Raw genomic sequence first — 17,935 nt, 5'->3', positions numbered from 1 at the left:
GGGAGATCCTGATGGACACGGTGTTTTTTTCCAAAGCGCGGGCCGAACTGGCCGGGCTGCTCGACAAGGTAAACGAGGATGCATCGGCGGTGGAGATCGTGCGCCGGGACAAGCCCTCTGCCGTGCTGATGAGCAAGGAAGAATATGAGAGCATGGTGGAAACTCTGCATCTCCTCTCCTCGCCCGCCAATGCCAGCCGTCTGCTGAAGGCGAAACAGGCGATAGAAGCAGGCCGCTTTTCCCCGCGCCACCTCCCTGATCTGGATGACGCCTGATCCATGCTGGTCGCCTTTACAGATGAAGGCTGGGAAGATTACTGCTTCTGGCAGGAAACCGATCCCAAAACGGCGCAGCGGATCAATGCCCTGCTAAAGGACACCAAACGCCATCCCTTTTCCGGCATTGGCAAGCCAGAGCCACTGAAAGGCCAGTTCAAAGGCTTCTGGTCACGCCGCATCAGCCAGGAACACCGACTGGTTTATGCGGTGAAAGGTCAGGATAGCGATCAAGTGCTGATCGTAGCGCAATGCCGCTATCATTATTGAAAAACTGTCACACCCGCGCGCAAAAACCGTCCAGCGCATCGAGCGTAATAACGCCCTTTTCGAACGTACTGCGGGCATCCGGCAAAGCGATGATCTCCTTCACCGTCATATGCTCCGGCAGGCGAACCTCCTGCGGTCCGCGCCGCATGTTGAAGACGAACAGCAATCTTTCGCTGTTCTCCCCGCGCAGGAAAGCCAGCACATCCTCGTTGATATCTAGGAAGGACATTGATCCATCGCGCAGGGCCGGATGGGCTTTGCGCAAGGCAAGCATGCTGCGGTAATGGTTAAGCACCGAGCTTTTGTCCTTGTCCTGGGCGTCCACCGACAGAGCCTGCTGGTCCGGCTGTACCGGCAGCCATGGTTTGCCACTGGTAAAACCGGCCTGAGCCTTGGCTTTTTCCCAGACCATCGGCGTGCGGCATCCGTCGCGGCCCTTGAAAGACGGCCAGAAGCGGATGCCATAGGGATCGCGCAGGTCTTCAAAGGCGATATCCGCCTCCGGCAGGCCGAGTTCCTCGCCCTGATAAAGGCAGATCGAGCCGCGCAGGCTGGCGAGAATGCCGATAGCGAGCTTGGCCACCTGCGGCATTTCCTCCGGCCCCTGGGCAAAGCGCGACACATGGCGCACCACGTCATGGTTGGAAAAGGCCCAGCACACCCAGCCATCCCTAACCATGGACTGGAAAGAGGTGACGCAATCGCGAATATGAGACGGCGTGAAATGCGGCCCCAGCAGATCGAATGTGTAGCACATATGCAGCTTGTCGCCGCCGCTGGTATAGGCGGCCACGGTTTTCAACGACCGCGCACCATCGCCCACCTCACCCACCGTGGTGCGGTCTTGATATTCATCCAGAAGCGCCCGCAGTTTTTGCAGGAAACCGATATTTTCCGGCTGGGTCTTGTCGTGCAGATGCTCCTGCATGCCGTAGGGATTGACATCCGGCGCATCGAGTCCGGCATCGCCGCTATCTGGCGCATGTGGCGGGTTGTTGCGCAATTCCTTGTCGTGAAAATAATAGTTCACGGTATCCAGCCGGAAACCGTCCACGCCGCGCTCCAGCCAGAAATGGGTGGCGTCCAGCACCGCCTGCTGCACCTGCGGATTGTGGAAATTCAGATCCGGCTGCGAGCCCAGGAAATTATGCATGTAATATTGCTTGCGCACCCCATCCCATTCCCAGGCCGGGCCGCCGAACACCGATAGCCAATTGCTCGGCGCGGTGCCATCCGGCTTGGCATTGGCCCAGACATACCAGTCAGCCTTGGGATTGTTGCGGCTGGCGCGGCTCTCAATGAACCAGGGGTGCTGATCGGACGTATGGGAAATTACCTGGTCGATAATCACTTTCAGGCCGAGATCATGCGCCTTGGTCATCATCGCGTCGAAATCGGCAAGTGTGCCGAACATCGGATCGACATCGCAATAGTCCGAGACGTCATAGCCCATGTCAGCCATGGGCGAGGTGAAGAACGGCGACAGCCAGATGGCATCGACACCGAGCGAGGCGATATAGGGCAAGCGCTGGGTTATGCCCTTGATGTCGCCGATGCCATCGCCTGTCGTGTCCTGAAACGAGCGTGGATAGACCTGATAGATAACCGCGCCGCGCCACCAATCACCCCCTGCTTTCACTGCGGTTTTGCTGGCTCGATCGGTCTTAGTCGGCATCTGGCCCATCCTCTGCTCAAAAAATTCGGCATCTTCAAGACTATAGGGTTCGATGCGGCTATGACCAGTGGCAATGGTCAAGTCCAGCGATCAATCCACCTTCATTCCTTTGTTACAATGCTGGCCCATAAGCCCAAGGACAGTGGCGGGGGCTTCTGCGTGATTCCCCGGCGAAATGGCACCCGATAGCAGGCTCCCGTTTCGCCGGGGGAGCATTTCAAGCGGGATAACGCTACCTGTGCGTTGAGCACCGCATCGGATCGAGGAGCACGCGCGATGAGATTGACAATCGTGACCGATGCCTGGCATCCGCAGGTGAATGGCGTGGTGCGCTCCATTGAAAATACCAATGCCGAACTGACCAGGATGGGCGTTACCGTCACCATGGTGACGCCTGCGGACTATCGCAGCCTGCCGATGCCGACCTACCCGGAAATCCGCCTGTCGCTGGCCAGTCCGTGGCGCATTGCCGCCGCGATCAAGCAAAGCCGCCCGGACCTGATCCATATCGCCACCGAAGGGCCGCTGGGCCTATTGGCGCGGCGCTGGTGCCTGAGCCAGGGCCTCGCCTTTTCCACCAGCTATCACACCCGGTTTCCCGAATATGTCGCGGCCCGGCTGCCATTGCCGCTTTCGCTGCTCTATGCCTATGTGCGCTGGTTTCACCGCGCCGGTGGTGCCTGCATGGTGGCGACCGAAAGCCTGAAACGAGAGCTGGAAGAACGCAAGATCGGCAATTTACGGCTCTGGAGCCGAGGCATCGATACCGAACTGTTCCACCCGCAGCCGCTTGAGGCAAATCCCTTCGACCTACCCCGCCCGATCTTCATGACGGTTGGCCGGGTCGCGGTGGAGAAAAACCTGCCGGCCTTTCTCGATCTCGACCTGCCGGGTTCGAAAGTGGTGGTGGGCGACGGCCCCGCCCGCGCCGAATTGACGGAACGCTATCCTGATGTGCTGTTTACCGGCGTCAAATTCGGCGCCGAGCTGGCGAGTGCCTATGCGCAGGCCGATGTTTTCGTGTTTCCGTCGAAAACCGACACGTTTGGCAATACGATCTTGGAAGCACTGGCCTGCGGCGTACCCGTTGCGGGCTTTCCTGTGACCGGACCGATCGACATCATCTCTGATCCAAAGGCTGGTGCTCTCAACGACGACCTGAAAGCCGCCTGCCTTGAAGCACTGAACTGTTCTCGCAGCCATGCCAGAGCCTTGGCCGAAACCTATTCCTGGGCCTCCGCCACCCGCCAGTTTCTCGACAATGTCATCGAGGCCAAAACGCAGGGGCGCTGGCGGATGTTGATGCGGCGGAAGAAGGCAATCAACCAAGCCTTGGAAAATTGATCCGTCCGGGAAAGTTGAATCAGCGCCTTTTGCGCTTATTCTCGAACGGGTTTTCCGACGCCTTCAGATGAATGCGGATCGGCACGCCCGGCATGTTGAAATCGGCGCGCAAGCCGTTGGTAAGATAGCGGATATAGCTTTCCGGCACTGAATCGGGTCTGGTACAGGAAATCATGAAGGCGGGCGGCCGGGCTTTGACCTGGGTCATGTATTTCAGCTTCAACCGGCGACCGGAAACCGCCGGTGGCGGATGCTGGGTCTGGACACTGTCCAGCCAGCGATTGAGCTTGGCGGTCGAGATCCGCTTGTTCCACACCATATCGGTATCGATGATCGACTGCATCAGCTTTTCAAGACCGTAACCGGTCTGGCCAGCCATCGGAACGGCACGGATACCGCGCGCCTGCGGCAGCAGCCGCTCAGTCTTTTCCCGCAACTCGGCCAGCACCGCCTGGGGATCTTCCACCAAATCCCACTTGTTGAAGGCGAGAACCGCGGCACGGCCTTCGCGCAGCACCAGATCGACGATCTGGATATCCTGCTTTTCAAAGGGAATGGTGGCATCGAAAACGATGACAACGGTTTCGGCAAAGCGAATGGCGCGCAATGTATCGGCCACCGACAGCTTCTCCAGCTTCTCGATCACCCGCGCCTTGCGGCGCATCCCCGCTGTGTCGAACATCTTGATGGTGCGGCCACGCCAGTCCCATTCGACCGAAATCGAATCGCGGGTAATCCCGGCTTCCGGGCCGGTCAGCAGCCGGTCCTCGCCCAGGAAGCGATTGATCAGCGTTGATTTACCGGCATTCGGGCGCCCGACAATGGCAACGCGCAAAGGCTTGGTGTCGTCATAGGCCAGATCTTCTTCGTCATCCTCACCCTCGACGGTGGGCTTGAGGATAATATCTGTCTCGGCCACGTCGTCATCGTCTTCGGGAAAAGCGCGATCCACGCCGATAGCCTCGACAATGGCGTCGCGCAGGTCGATCATCCCCTGGCCATGTTCGGCGGAAATCGGCACCGGTTCGCCAAGCCCAAGCGTGAAGGCGTCGTAAAAACCGCCATCCGAACCACGGGCTTCAGACTTGTTGGCAACCAGCACCACCGGCTTGCCGCGCTTGCGCAGCATATCGGCCAGCGCCTTGTCCACATGGGTCAGGCCCATTTTCGCATCGACCACGAACAGCGACAGATCAGCCTCGTCGATAGCGATTTCGGTCTGGGCGCGCATCCGGCCTTCCAGCGTGTCAGCACCCGCCTCTTCCAGACCGGCGGTATCGACGATGTGGAAGCGCAGGTCCACCAGCTTGGCCTCACCGGGCCGCCGGTCGCGGGTTACGCCCGGCGTGTCATCGACAAGCGCCAGTTTCTTGCCGACCAGACGGTTGAACAAGGTGGATTTGCCGACATTGGGACGTCCGACGATGGCGACGGTAAAGCTCATGATAATCTGGTATCCGGTTATATCCAGCCCGTCTTCAAGCGGACTTTAAAACAGTAGCGCATCGGAGCGAAACCTGTGAAGCGGTTTTCGATCCGATGCGTGATGGCATGTCGGGCGGCGGCGCAACAGCGTTGCGTAGCAGCCCGTTGAAAGTGTCAGGACGCCTTGCCGGCGGCAGCGATATTGTCCAGCATGATCTGGGCGCGGTTGGCCACGTTGCGCGGCGCTTCGCTGTCCTCGGTAATCTGCTGGAACCATTCGCGGGCGCGTTCCATCTGTCCGGCCTTATAGGCGGCTAGACCAAGCGCCTCACGGGCGGAATGGCGAAGGCCCTGGCCGGGAACCGCCAGCGCTTCGACCTCCGCGGACACCTGTTCATAGGTGCCGTTGTCGATCAGCAGCCAGGCGGCGCGGATATGGGCGACATCGCGGATCACCTGCGGAACGCTGTTATCCTTGCCGATGGCGGTAAAGGCATCGATCGCCGCCTTGGCATCGCCCTTTTCAGCCATAAGAGAGGCCGCCCGCAGCTTCGCCAGCACCGGATAGGCGCCGAACCCGTCTTTTTCCAGGGCTTGCAGATCGCTCAGTGCTTGATCATTCTTGCCATCTGTCGCCAGCTTGGTCGCCGCCAGAAAGCGGTCGCCGGACTTGGAGGCACGGTCATCCGTATAATAATCATAAAGCCGGTATCCGGCGGTGCCAACCACGATCAACACGGCAATGCCAATGAACACTGGCCCCAGACGCCGCCAGAAACGGCGCATCTGTTCGGAGCGAAGCTCGTCATTAACTTCGCGGATAAAGCTGTCGTTCTGATTTGCCATTACATTGTCCGGATATCTGGGCCTGTATCATCGTTTACGCTTGCCATCGTCCGGTCCAGAATTGGCGATTTCGAGAACCGGAGCGGAACGTACTTGACGTACGTGAGCACCGGGAGCGCAGAAATTGCCATTTGCAGCCCGCCAGTGACTATTCTGGGATGGACGATGTGGCCTTCTACCCGATTTTTGCGCCGATGTAAGGGGGAGAAGGGCAAAACACCCATCTCCCCATCAAAAAGCGCGATTACATCGGCAATGGCGACACGCCAATCAGCACTTCATGCAGCTTGAGAAGGATAGCGACATAGGCGACCAGGCCGATAACCACGGCATAGATATCGTATTTGGCCGACACGAACGGTGCGCGCACCAGCAGGCCTGCCCGCTCCCGGCGCTTCAGCGAAATCCGCAGGATGACGCCCCAAGCCAGCAACCAGCCGAACAGCAGGATCGAGCGCAGGTCTCCGTTGGACAGAAGATGCGCCAGCGCCCAGATTTTCACAGAGAGAACCATGGGATGCTTGGTTTTTGCCGCGATATGGCCAGCCGGGAGCAGGCTGGCCACCAGACAGATCATCGCGATGACCATCAGGGTCAGCGTCAGATGGGTCATGCCTGCGGGTGGAAACCAGACATTGACGACTGGCGCGATACTGTAGCCATAGGCAATAATGGCAATGCCCAGCAGCGACAGGACTGAAAACAGCGACTTCCAGCCGTTCAGGCTGAGGCGGGCCACCATGGAATCGCGAAAGCCCGGCGCAATCGTCCGGGTGAGATGCACCAATGTGAAAAACAACAGACCGAGAACAAGAATAAGCATAAAAAATCCCCGCGAATGAGAGAGCATAGAGATAGCCGCTCGGCTTCGTCTTGACCAGCCTGCATAATCTGGGGGGATAGCGATAAACTCCCGAAAATGCCGGAGGCGTGCGACCGGATGGAAGAAAACCGAACCCGATGAGCCACACGGTCGATCAAAGCTTCGCCGCATTTGCCCGCCAGGAAGCGGCAAATGTTCACAACAAGGTTGTTCGCTTGGCACCGTTTCGCCCGCTTTTCTCCTCATCGCTTCGAACCATCCTGGCCGCGCTCTGCATGCCGGGCATCGCCATTGCCCAGAACGCGGCGGACGCGCCGCAAAAGCCCAAGCAATTGCTGCTGATTTCCTTCGATGGTGCTGCCGATAACCGGCTGTGGGAGCGCAGCGGCGAGATCGCCAGCCGAGCCAATGCGCATTTCACCTATTTTCTGTCCTGCACGACGCTGATTGCCCGAGGGCCAGCCTCGAAAGCCTATCAAGCGCCCGGCCAGAAGCCCGGCAAATCCAATGTCGGTTTTGCCCCTGACGAGGCCGATGCTGCGGCAAGGCTTCAGCACATCTGGGCCGCCCACCTCGCCGGTCACGACATTTCCAGCCATGCCTGCGGCCATTTCGACGGCAAGGACTGGAGCAAGGCGGACTGGCTGAGCGAATTTTCGACTGCAAAGACCGTGATGGCCGGGGCCTGGAAACAGAATGGCGTGGCTGACAAGGAACCGGAAGGCTGGCAGGAGTTTGTCAAGACCGGCATCAAGGGGTTTCGCGCACCGTATCTCTCGACCAGCAAGGGCATGGTGGAGGCCGAAAAGCAGGCTGGCTTTCTCTATGACGCCAGTCTCGTCACCAAAGGCCCACAAGCGCCCGAACAGGACGGCACTCTCACCCGCTTTGGCCTGCCGCTGATTGCGGAAGGACCGGGCAACCGCCCGATCATCGGCATGGATTACAACATGTTTGTGCGTCATTCTGCAGGCTTCGACAACCCGTCGAAAAGCGCCGAATTTGAGGAGCGCACCTATCAAGCCTTCAAAACCGCCTTCGAGGCGCAATATAGTGGCGACCGCAAACCTGTGCAGTTCGGCTTCCACTTCGTGTTGATGAACGGCGGCGCCTATTGGCGGGCAGTGGAGCGACTGGTGACGGATGTCTGCCACCGCGAGGATGTCGCTTGCGTCAGCTATTCGCAAGCTGTGGCGATATTGGAAAAACAGAACGGCCGGAAAAATCCGGCCGGGTCTTCGTTTTAGGTGCCGAGTCTTCGTTTTAGGTGAAAGCCACCCTTGATCAGTAGGGCTTATCAGCCGCAATCTCGCCGTCGATTTCTTCCCGCGCCAGATAGCGCTGGTCGATGTCAGGCAACGGCTGATCGTCGATGGCCGCCTCAAAGGCTTTCAAGCGCTTGTGGATGGAGAGCAGTTCGATGATCGTGGTCCAGGAGGTCACGAGATATTGGAAGGAATTGCTAACCTGACCAAAGGCTGTGAGGATCTGCTGAAAGATGCCGTAGGTAATCTTGCCGGCGACGATGGTCGGCACCAATATGAAAGTCAAAAACAACGCATCCGCCTGAAGATAGAAATATCTAGCAACGTTGAAATAGAGATAATGGAAATACATTCTGAAATAATTCTTCCGAACATTTCCGAACAGTTCTTTCACGGTTATAGGCTGAGCGCGATCTTCATGGTCTTCACCATAAACAAGTTCTTTACGATAGGCGGCTTCGACGCGCTGATTGCGGAAATTTAGCCCTGGAAGCTTGATGCCAACGACGGCTAGCAAAACGGTACCGAAGGCCGACCAGAACAAAGCAAGCCAAAAGAGCGCATGCGGAATTTCGCCTATGACAGGCAGTTCGCCCACGTATGACGACAAAGAAAACAGGATTGGCAGGAAAACAACCAACGTCATGACCGAATTGACAAGGCTTATGCCAAGGCCTTCGAGTGTCGAGGAAAACCGCATGGTATCTTCCTGAACACGCTGCGAAGCACCCTCGATATGGCGCAGCTTCTCCCACTTCGACATGTAGAAATTGTTCATCGCCGTGCGCCAGCGGAAAATATAATGGCTAGTGAAGAAGTCCGACAGGATCGACACGAACATGCTGAGAAAGGCAATCTGCACGAAAATGATCTGCAGATTGTAGAAATCCCATATTGTTATGCCCGGCTTTTGCGCGAGCGCATTTTGCAGCAAGTCGCCGAAAGGGCGGCGATAATTATTGATAACCACGGAAATCTGCACGCCGAAATAGGTAACAACGATGATCAGCATGGAACCCCATATCGACCAGAGCTTCCATTCGTGATCTCTGGCAATCACGCTCCAGACCGCGCCGAACACGCCGAGACACAGCAGAAAATAGAAGTAGAACCACAGGTTTTCCGGCATCAGAAAATAGGTCAGGTCATAGGGTTCCGCCGTGCCTTCCGGCGACACAAAACCGAGACTGCCTCCCAGTCCCTCAGCGAATAGATACCAGCCGAAGATCGCAACAAGCGTCCAGACGAGAGCCGAAGTGAAGAACAATTTCGGCTTGGGGAAGAATGAGTGAAACACGGGGTCTCGCTTTCCTGAAGATATGGTCGTGGCCGGCCTTATAGCATCGTGCAGAAAACCGGAATCAGTACGATGCTATAGGTTTTTGTTTTTGCATCGGATTGACCCGAAAACCGGTTTCCACTTTTCGGTCCGATGCTGTAGCGCGGCAAACTATGCCAGAAGCCGCAGTGCAGCAATGGTGGGAATACCACCTTAACGATTTGTAATCGCTGCAAAGGTCTTCAGACCGTCTTTCTCCACAGGCTTGCGGCCAGAATGAGGCTGACCAGCAATACAGCGCCTGCAACAAGGCTTGGCAGCGCGAAGCTGCCGCTGATGGCAGCAAGCCAACCGGCGACCAGCGGCCCGATTGTCTGCCCGACGCCGAAAGCCGCCGTCATGATCGACAGGGCCTTGCGGGGACTGGCTGGCGCAAGGGTTCTGGCCAGCCGCAGGCCATAGGCGGTAATCGTCATGAAGGTAAAGCCGAGAAGCATTGCGCCCACCAGCGGGGCAGCCATGCCCGGCAATCCAACCGAGGCAAAAACCCCAATGGCTGCCAGAAGCAGGGCAAGGCTGTAGGCACCCGCCAGGCCGACCCTGTCCAGCACCGGGCGCCAGACAAACAGCGAGGCCGTCGCCATGATGCCCGCCAGAAACCACGCCAGAAATTCCGCCACCGGCCCCGCATTGGCCATACGAGCCATGGTGACGATGAACGTGGCCGTCACCACATAGCCGAAGCCGAACAGGCCGTAGGAGGCAAACAACAAAAGAAATGGCCTGCCCCAGGAAAGCGGCGGCTCCTGCTCGGCCCTCACCTCAGTTTTGCGCACCCGTGGCAAAAGCAGGCTGACGACAAGGAAGACAACAAAGGTCAGTCCCGCCCCGGCCAGCCAGTCCAGCCGCCACCCGGCGGAGGCGCCAAACAGATGCGGCCCAAACAGGTGCGGCAATGCGTAGACCATGAGGGACGACGCGGCGATCCCCAGGCCCACCCCGCCAAAATGTGTGGATTGCGCATATTCGCCACCCTGGACGCTGGCATGGGCACCGATATATGCAAGCACAATCGAACTCGTGAAGATCATCGCGAAGGCACTTGCCACGCCTGACAGAAAGCGGATCACCATGAACAAGCCAACATGCTGTGTCAGCGCCATGGCGGCTAAAAGCAGGCTGGTTGCCAGAAGCGAAGACAACGCAATCAACCTTTCACGCCCCGCCGCCCAACCCTGACCGGCCAGCACGGCTCCCAAGAGATAGCCGAGGAAATTTGCCGCCGCGATCAGGCCCGCATCGGCGGGCAGAAGATGAAGATCGGTCATCATCCCCGGCAGAATGGGGGTGAAGGAAAACCGGCCAAAGCCCATGGCCGCCGCCATGGCCAGCGCACCGGCAAGCGCAGTGAAGATAAGATGGGCATGTCGGGAGGGCGTGATCGTCATGGGCTGCTTATCGCATCGCCGCTTTGGCCCCACAAACCAAAAATACTGATTGAGCCATCAAAGGAAATAGGGACTCCCGGGTTCCCCACCATCCTAAAAAACGCCCGGTCGTGCTTCAAGCCGACAGTTTCTTATCGCTAAAGCTTGCTGAAATCGCAAAAATCGCTAGTGGAGGGAGAAAATTCCAAGGAGTGCATTATGAGCGACCTCAGCCTGCAACAGGCCATCGACAATATCTACACCTCGATCAACAACGATAACGAGGAGATCGATGTGCATATCGCCGCTCTCAAGGCCGCCATGGCCCGCGAAGGCGCCAAGGAAGCGGTGTTTGAGGCGGCAAAGCTTGCGCAGCCGAATCGTCAGGGCCGCAAGATCATGCAGGCCTATTTCAAGAAAAAGGGCGTTGCGGTCAGCTTTGCGAGCTGACGCCATATTTGAATGAACGACCAAAAGTCATTGAAATGACTTTTGGTATCACTCCGCCGTCCTATCACTCCGCCATCGTCAAAATCAGCGGCCCATTGCGAGTTGCCACCACCGTATGCTCGAATTGCACGGTCGGCGCTTTCGGGTCGCTGTAGAGCGTCCAGGGGTCATCGCCATCCTCGGCCCATTGACCGCCAAGCGACAGGAAAGGCTCGATGGTGAAGACCTGGCCTTCTTCCATGATCCTTGTTTCGTCCGGGTCGGCCCAGGTGGACAGCTCGCGCGGTTCCTCATGCAGCTCGCGGCCAATGCCGTGGCTGGCAAGGTTGGCAATCAGCGTGTAGCGGTTCTTGGCGGCAAAAGCGCCGATGGCCTGGCCGATACTGGCAAAGGGCGCGCCGGTCTTGACCTGGGTGACACCGAGAAATAGCGCCCGCTTGCCATCCCGCAGCAATTTTTCGATCTTCGGCTTGCCCGGCGGCACGATGAAGGATGAGCCGGTATCGCCGAAAAACCCGTTCTTAACGCCGGAAACGTCGATATTGACCAGATCGCCGCGGGCAATCACCCGATCACCCGGAATGCCATGGGCCACTTCCTCGTTGACACTGATGCAGGTGGCACCGGGAAACTGATAGCAGAATTCCGGGGCCGATTGCGCGCCATTGTCTTCCAGTATCTTGCGTCCGATCAGGTCCAGCTCGCGGGTGGTAATGCCCGGCTCCAGCGCCGCACCCATGGTTTTCATGGCCAACGCGCAGAGATACCCGATCTCCTTCAAGTGCTGGAGTTCCTCGTCGCTGGAGATGATCATTGTTGGACTTTCATGAGCGTTTGCGGATTTTGCCGCTGCTTACGCCCCCGCGCCGACCGGCGTCAAGCCATGGCCACAGCATCGGACCGAAAGTTAAGAACCGGTTTTCGGATAAATCCGATGCAAAAACAAAAAGCTATAGCATTGTGCAGATTCCAGTTCACAGGACACGACGCAAACATTTCGGGGCTTCGCCACCCCCTCATCCGGCTGCCGCCACCTTCTCCCCGCAGGGGAGAAGAGGCCACGCTGATAGCACTGAACCTCAAGTGAACGTTGAAAGAACAAAACCTTGCATCACATCTCGTCACACCGGCGGGGAGAAGCTCCCGGCAGGGGGTAAGGGTGGGCCAGCATAACAAACGCTTGAGTCGTGTACTGTGGATTCCAGTTTTCTGTACGATATTACAGCGCCTTGCGCACCAATGGCGCAACCTTCGTTCCATAAAGCTCGATGCCGCGCATGATATCCTTGTGCGGCATCGGGCCGATGGCCATTTGCAGCAGGAAGCGGTCGTTTTTGAAAAGAGCGTGATGGGCGACGATCTTTTCGGCCACCGCCTCGGGATCACCGACAAACAGCGCCCCATGCGGCCCGCGCATTGCGTCATACTGGGCACGATTGCCCGGCCCCCAACCGCGCTCCCGGCCAATCCGGTCCATGACTTCGGCCTGCGGTGCGTAGAAGATATCGGCAGCCGATTGCGTGGTGTCATGGATGAACCCGTGCACATTGATCGAGGTTTTCAAGGCGGACGGATCGACCCCGGCCTTCGCCCCGCTCTGCCGGTAGAGATCGACCAGCGGCGCAAAGCGGCGCGGTTCACCGCCGATGATGGCGATGGCCAGCGGCAGGCCGAGATAGCCAGCCCTCGCCACCGATTGCGGCGTGCCACCGACCGCGATCCACAACGGCAGCGGGTCCTGCAAGGGGCGCGGATAGACGCCGCGACCTTGGATCGGCTTGCGGGTCTCGCCTTCCCAGGTGACGATCTCGTTGTCGCGGATCTCCATCAGCAATTGCAGCTTTTCGGCAAACAAAAGATCATAATCATCAAGATCATAGCCGAACAATGGAAAGCTTTCGATGAAGGAGCCGCGCCCGGCCATCATCTCCACCCGCCCGTTGGACAGCAGATCGACGGTGGCAAATTGCTGGAACACCCGCACCGGATCATCGGAACTCAGCACCGATACCGCGCTGGTCAGGCGAATATTTTTGGTCTGCACAGCCGCCGCCGCCAGAATGGTCGCAGGCGAAGAGGCCATGTAATCGGGCCGGTGGTGTTCGCCAAGACCGAAGACATCCAGCCCAACCTCGTCCGCCAGCCGGATTTCCTCCAGCAGATCATCCACCCGCCGCTTGGCCTCCAGCCCTTTGTTGGGTGCCGCAGGGTCCACATCCGCGAAGGTGTAAAGGCCAAGTTCCATGAGTCGCATCCTCAGTTGTTCACTACAGCGCCGTGCGCCATACATGGCGCACAAAGGTTCGCTGTAGCTCCTTATATCTGCTGCATAATTTTCTCTTCAAACCGATTCCGGTTTAAAGAATTATGCAGTAGGCAGGTAAGTGCAAATGAGCCGCTTGGCAAACCCTGGGATGAGAACGCAGCGTTCAATGAATGGGAGTTTGAAGCAAGAACAAGCCTCGGAGCAGGTCAAGGCTTCAATAAATACCTATAAATATCAATGGCTTTCCATAGGTTTTTGATTCATTGCGAAATCAACCTGAATCATTTTCTCAACCCGCCGTCAGCGTCCGTCTGACCGCATCCCGCCAGCCTCTGAGCTTTTCCGTGCGGGTCTCGGCATCCATGACCGGCTCAAACCGATGGTCGCGCGCCCAGGCGCGGGCAAACGCATCCATGCCGGACCACAGACCGACACGGCTGGCCGCAAGGAAGGCAGCACCAAGTGCTGTCGTCTCAATAACGGAGGGGCGATCCACCGGCGCGTCCAGCAGATCGGCCAGCCGCTGCATCGTCCAGTCGGAGGCTGCCATGCCGCCATCGACGCGCAGCACCATGTCGTCCTCGCCGTTCTGCCAGTCCTTGTGCATGGCATCCAGCAAGTCGCGGGTCTGGTAGCAGACGGCTTCCAGCGCGGCGCGGGCCAGTTCTGCCGGTCCGGTATTGCGGGTCAGGCCGAACAGCGCGCCACGTGCATCCGGGTCCCACCAGGGGGCGCCAAGACCTGTGAAGGCTGGCACCAGATAGACCGGCTGGCCGGGATCGGCTTCAGCCGCCAGCCGCCCGGTTTCCGCCGCATCGCCAATCACCTTCAATCCATCACGCAGCCATTGCACGGCGGCACCGGCAATGAAAATCGAGCCTTCCAGCGCATAGGTGGTCTTGCCGTCCATCCGGTAGGCGATGGTGGTCAGCAACCGGCTTTTCGAAACCACCCGGTCCGCGCCGGTATTGAGCAGCGCGAAACAGCCGGTGCCATAGGTGGATTTGACCATGCCCGGAGCAAAGCAGGCCTGTCCGATGGTGGCCGCCTGCTGGTCGCCCGCCACACCAAGGATCGGCACCGCCGCGCCGAACACCGCCTTGTCGGTCACACCGAAATCGGCGGCGCAATCCTTCACGTCCGGCAGCATGGCGGCGGGGATGTTTAACAGCGCCAGCAGTTCCTCATCCCAGCCATGGTCGGCAATGTTGAAAATCAGTGTGCGCGAGGCATTGGTGGCGTCGGTGACGAAGCTTTTGCCGCCCGTCAGCCGCCAGATCAAATAGGTATCGACGGTGCCGAAGCACAGGCCGCCTTGCTCTGCCCGGGCGCGAGCGCCTTCGACATGGTCGAGCAGCCAGGACAGTTTGGTGCCGGAGAAATACGGGTCCAGCAGCAGGCCGGTCTTGGTGGTGAACGTTGCCTCCAGTCCGTCGCGCTTCAGCGTTTCGCAAAATGCCGATGTGCGGCGATCCTGCCAGACGATGGCATTGTGGATCGGCTTGCCCGTATCCTTATCCCAGACCACAACAGTTTCCCGCTGGTTGGTAATACCAATGGCGGCAAGGTCACCTGCCGTGATCCGGGCGCGGGCCAGCGCATCGTGGATGGAGCTGACGACACTGTCCCAGATCGCTTCCGGGTCGTGCTCCACCCAACCCGATTGCGGGAAGATCTGCGAAAATTCCTTTTGGCCGGTTCCAACGATGCGCATCGCCCCATCAAACACGATGGCACGGCTCGACGTCGTTCCCTGGTCAATCGCCAGCACAAAACCGCCCATGATACTCCTCCCAGAGTTTTCGCTTTCTTTCGCTTATATCAAGATACGAAAGTTTTAAGCCAAGTCAAAACCGAAAATGAAAAACAAACGAAGGCCCAAAGCCTCTGTTTCCGCATCCCCATCTGTTGTTGGGTTTCATCGCTATGTGATGACACAGGACAATTGCATAGGACAGGGGTTTGGGCATAGGTTTAACCTTGCTGCGGCGCAACCGACCGCTTCGCTACACGGCCAGACCAGAAAAATCATCGCACAGGGAGTTACGCCATGACCAGAACTGTCGTTATTACCGGTTCCACCAGCGGCATCGGGCTTGGCATTGCCCGCGCCTTTGCGGCTGAAGGCGCCAATGTGCTGATCAACGGTTTCGGCCCGCTCGGTGAAATCGAGTCGATCCGCAAGGAGCTGGAAGCGGGCGGCGGCAAGGCGCTCTACCACCCTGCCGACATGACCAAGCCCAAGGAAATCGCCGAACTGGTGGAAACCGCCATCGCCGAATTCGGTGGCATCGATGTTCTCGTCAACAATGCCGGCATTCAGCATGTCGCCCCCGTCGAGGAATTTCCCATCGACAAATGGGACCAGATCATCGCCATCAACATGTCCAGCGCCTTCCACACCATGCGCGCCGCCATCCCGGCGATGAAGGCGAAAAAATATGGGCGGATCATCAATATCGCCTCGGCTCATGGCCTGGTCGCCTCGCCGTTCAAATCCGCCTATGTCACTGCCAAGCACGGCATTCTCGGCATGACCAAGTCAGTAGCGCTGGAAGTGGCGCAAAGCGGCATTACCGTCAACGCCATCTGCCCCGGCTATGTGCTGACGCCACTGGTGGAAAAGCAGATCCCCGATACCGCCAAGGCGCGCGGCATTGCCGAAAGCGAGGTCAAGGATGTGATGCTGCATTTGCAGGCCACCAAGGAATTCGTCACCGTCGAGGACATTGCCGCCATGACACTCTATCTTGCCAGCGATGCGGCAAAGCAGATCACCGGCACGAGCCTATCCATCGACGGCGGCTGGACGGCGCAGTAATCTTTCCAACGCATTGCTTCGAAAGGCCATCATGACCAACCGCATCCGCTTTCTGCTCAACGACCAGCCCGTGACGCTTGATAGCGCCGACCCGACCGGCACGCTACTGGATTATCTGCGTCTGGCAAAGCGGCTAACCGGGTCAAAAGAAGGCTGCGCGGAAGGCGATTGCGGAGCCTGCACGGTGTTGGTCGGGCGGCTGGTGAAGGGCGTGCTGCGCTATGAGGCGGTCAATGCCTGCATCCGCTTCATCGGTTCGCTCAACGCCAGCCATGTGGTGACGGTCGAGCATCTGGCCGCCAAGGATGGCACCTTGCATCCGGTGCAGCAGGCCATGGTGGATTACCATGGTTCGCAATGCGGTTTCTGCACCCCCGGCTTCGTCATGTCGCTCTACGGCCTATGGCTGACCAGCGAAGCGCCCAGCCGGGCCGAAATCGAGCGGGCCTTGCAAGGCAATCTCTGTCGTTGCACTGGCTATGAGCCCATCGTCAAAGCCGCCGAACAGATGGGCCGGACAAGGCCCTCAGCGCTGTTCGATCCTTTGGCACGGGAACGGGAGCAGATCATCGCCACGCTGGACGCCATGACCAGCACCGATACCATCACCCTTGAAGGAGATGATGGTCGCAGCCTGATCGTCCCCAACAGCGTCGAGGCGCTGGTCAATGTGCTGGCGGCTCACCCCAAGGCAACGATTGTTGCAGGTGCAACCGATGTCGGTCTGTGGGTGACGAAGCAGATGCGGACGTTAAGCCCCGTGGTGTTCATCAACCATCTGGAAGCCTTGCAGGAAATCACTGTCGATGAGACCGGCATTACCCTTGGCGCAGGCGTCAGCTACAGCGCCGCCTTCGACTGTCTGCGGGCGGAAATCCCCGCCTTTGGCCGGTTGATCGAGCGGATCGGCGGCCAGCAGGTGCGCAATATGGGCACGATTGGCGGCAATATCGCCAATGGTTCGCCGATTGGCGATACGCCTCCGGCGCTGATCGCGCTTGGCGCGACGGTGACCCTGCGCTCGGCTTCGGGAACGCGGACCTTGCTGCTGGAAGACTTCTTCATTGAATACGGCCGCCAGAATCGGCAGCCGGGCGAATTTGTCGAGCGTATTTTTCTGCCCCGCCCCAAGGCCGGAAGCGACTTTGCCATCTACAAGATCTCCAAGCGCCGCGATGAGGATATCTCGGCGCTTTGCGGGGCCTTTTATCTCGAAAAAGACAGCCAAGCCCGCGTCACCACCTTGCGCATCGCCTTTGGCGGCATGGCCGGAACGCCGAAACGGGCGCGGGCCGTGGAAGCGGCTATGATGGGGAAAGTCTGGAGCCAAGAGAGCATCGAGGCTGCCCGCGCCGCCTTTGATGCCGATTATCAGCCGCTCTCTGACTGGCGGGCCAGCGCCGATTACCGGCAATTGACGGCGAAAAATCTGCTGACGCGGTTCTTTTTGGAAACATCCGGCGAGAAGCAAGAACTGGAACGCTTTGCGGTGGAGAGGGTTTGATGGGTATGAACATCTGGCAATTGGCTTCGCCCCCCTCATCCGGCTGCCGCCACCTTCTCCCCGCTGGGGAGAAGACGCGAGCTGCCAGCGCCTCGTTGATATCGCAACCTTTTCGAACACGGCAAGTGCGGCATTTCACTTGGAGCAAGGCATCACCACTCGTCTCTTCTCCCCGGCGGGGAGAAGGTCCCGGCAGGGGGATGAGGGGGGCGAAGCCACGTGACCGAATGAAAACAGCAGCGGTTTCAAACGCTGACGCAAGGAA

General features: G+C 58.6%; 16 protein-coding genes. 7 read left to right on the top strand and 9 right to left on the bottom strand.

Going from position 1 to position 17,935, the window contains the following annotated elements:
- The first annotated feature begins 11 nt into the window (after positions 1-11).
- Both IEI95_RS13820 and IEI95_RS13815 read left to right on the top strand, forming a co-directional pair.
- Positions 12-275, top strand: coding sequence for a type II toxin-antitoxin system Phd/YefM family antitoxin (locus tag IEI95_RS13820; protein WP_015916780.1), 264 nt, complete (start codon positions 12-14; stop codon positions 273-275).
- A gap of 3 nt (positions 276-278) precedes the next feature.
- Complete coding sequence (locus IEI95_RS13815) at positions 279-545, top strand: Txe/YoeB family addiction module toxin (protein ID WP_015916781.1); 267 nt, start codon at positions 279-281, stop codon at positions 543-545.
- 7 nt (positions 546-552) lie between these two features.
- On the opposite strand, the gene bglA is transcribed toward IEI95_RS13815, so the two are convergent.
- Positions 553-2,220, bottom strand: coding sequence for a beta-galactosidase BglA (gene bglA / locus IEI95_RS13810; protein WP_156535693.1), 1,668 nt, complete (start codon positions 2,218-2,220; stop codon positions 553-555).
- Between the two features lie 276 nt (positions 2,221-2,496).
- On the opposite strand from bglA, the gene IEI95_RS13805 reads away from it, so the two are divergent.
- The gene (locus tag IEI95_RS13805; RefSeq protein WP_156535655.1) at positions 2,497-3,564 is read left to right on the top strand and encodes a glycosyltransferase family 4 protein; all 1,068 of its coding nucleotides are present in this window, start codon (positions 2,497-2,499) and stop codon (positions 3,562-3,564) included.
- Positions 3,565-3,583: 19 nt separating this feature from the next.
- Here the strand turns inward: IEI95_RS13805 and der are convergent, their stop codons facing one another.
- The 3 genes from der to IEI95_RS13790 all read right to left on the bottom strand — a co-directional run bounded on the left by der (position 3,584) and on the right by IEI95_RS13790 (position 6,658).
- Positions 3,584-5,008: a ribosome biogenesis GTPase Der gene (gene der / locus IEI95_RS13800; protein WP_156535656.1), complete on the bottom strand. Its 1,425-nt coding sequence runs from the start codon at positions 5,006-5,008 to the stop codon at positions 3,584-3,586.
- 155 nt (positions 5,009-5,163) lie between these two features.
- Positions 5,164-5,835: a tetratricopeptide repeat protein gene (locus IEI95_RS13795; protein WP_070149034.1), complete on the bottom strand. Its 672-nt coding sequence runs from the start codon at positions 5,833-5,835 to the stop codon at positions 5,164-5,166.
- Positions 5,836-6,079: 244 nt separating this feature from the next.
- Positions 6,080-6,658, bottom strand: coding sequence for an NnrU family protein (locus IEI95_RS13790; RefSeq protein WP_180606463.1), 579 nt, complete (start codon positions 6,656-6,658; stop codon positions 6,080-6,082).
- A gap of 275 nt (positions 6,659-6,933) precedes the next feature.
- Between IEI95_RS13790 and IEI95_RS13785 the strand changes: the two genes are divergently transcribed.
- On the top strand, positions 6,934-7,905 hold the full coding sequence (locus tag IEI95_RS13785; protein ID WP_194417298.1) for a polysaccharide deacetylase family protein: 972 nt from the start codon (positions 6,934-6,936) through the stop codon (positions 7,903-7,905).
- A 37-nt stretch (positions 7,906-7,942) separates the two neighbouring features.
- Here IEI95_RS13785 and sbmA read toward each other — a convergent pair whose 3' ends face one another.
- Together sbmA and IEI95_RS13775 are read right to left on the bottom strand one after the other, a co-directional pair.
- The gene (gene sbmA / locus IEI95_RS13780) at positions 7,943-9,220 is read right to left on the bottom strand and encodes a peptide antibiotic transporter SbmA (RefSeq protein ID WP_194416579.1); all 1,278 of its coding nucleotides are present in this window, start codon (positions 9,218-9,220) and stop codon (positions 7,943-7,945) included.
- Between the two features lie 224 nt (positions 9,221-9,444).
- On the bottom strand, positions 9,445-10,650 hold the full coding sequence (locus IEI95_RS13775) for a YbfB/YjiJ family MFS transporter (RefSeq protein ID WP_194416578.1): 1,206 nt from the start codon (positions 10,648-10,650) through the stop codon (positions 9,445-9,447).
- Positions 10,651-10,848: 198 nt separating this feature from the next.
- Here IEI95_RS13775 and IEI95_RS13770 point away from each other — a divergent pair, with 198 nt between their 5' ends.
- Positions 10,849-11,079 carry a hypothetical protein gene (locus IEI95_RS13770; RefSeq protein WP_060719926.1) on the top strand — a complete coding sequence of 77 codons (231 nt, stop codon included), beginning with the start codon at positions 10,849-10,851 and terminating at the stop codon, positions 11,077-11,079.
- Between the two features lie 64 nt (positions 11,080-11,143).
- Here IEI95_RS13770 and map read toward each other — a convergent pair whose 3' ends face one another.
- From map to glpK, 3 genes are all read right to left on the bottom strand, one after another.
- Complete coding sequence (gene map / locus IEI95_RS13765; protein WP_156535660.1) at positions 11,144-11,893, bottom strand: type I methionyl aminopeptidase; 750 nt, start codon at positions 11,891-11,893, stop codon at positions 11,144-11,146.
- A 405-nt stretch (positions 11,894-12,298) separates the two neighbouring features.
- Complete coding sequence (locus IEI95_RS13760) at positions 12,299-13,324, bottom strand: LLM class flavin-dependent oxidoreductase (RefSeq protein WP_156535661.1); 1,026 nt, start codon at positions 13,322-13,324, stop codon at positions 12,299-12,301.
- A gap of 310 nt (positions 13,325-13,634) precedes the next feature.
- Entirely contained in the window at positions 13,635-15,128 is a 1,494-nt protein-coding gene (gene glpK / locus IEI95_RS13755; RefSeq protein WP_194416577.1) for a glycerol kinase GlpK, read from the bottom strand.
- Positions 15,129-15,395: 267 nt separating this feature from the next.
- Between glpK and IEI95_RS13750 the strand changes: the two genes are divergently transcribed.
- Complete coding sequence (locus IEI95_RS13750; protein WP_015916794.1) at positions 15,396-16,166, top strand: 3-hydroxybutyrate dehydrogenase; 771 nt, start codon at positions 15,396-15,398, stop codon at positions 16,164-16,166.
- A gap of 31 nt (positions 16,167-16,197) precedes the next feature.
- Positions 16,198-17,670 carry a xanthine dehydrogenase small subunit gene (gene xdhA, locus IEI95_RS13745; protein ID WP_194416576.1) on the top strand — a complete coding sequence of 491 codons (1,473 nt, stop codon included), beginning with the start codon at positions 16,198-16,200 and terminating at the stop codon, positions 17,668-17,670.
- The last annotated feature ends 265 nt before the right edge of the window (positions 17,671-17,935 follow it).

It is taken from the genome of Agrobacterium vitis (genome assembly GCF_014926405.1).
Classification (GTDB): domain Bacteria; phylum Pseudomonadota; class Alphaproteobacteria; order Rhizobiales; family Rhizobiaceae; genus Allorhizobium; species Allorhizobium vitis_H.
This window is presented reverse-complemented; position numbering and strand designations above follow the sequence as displayed.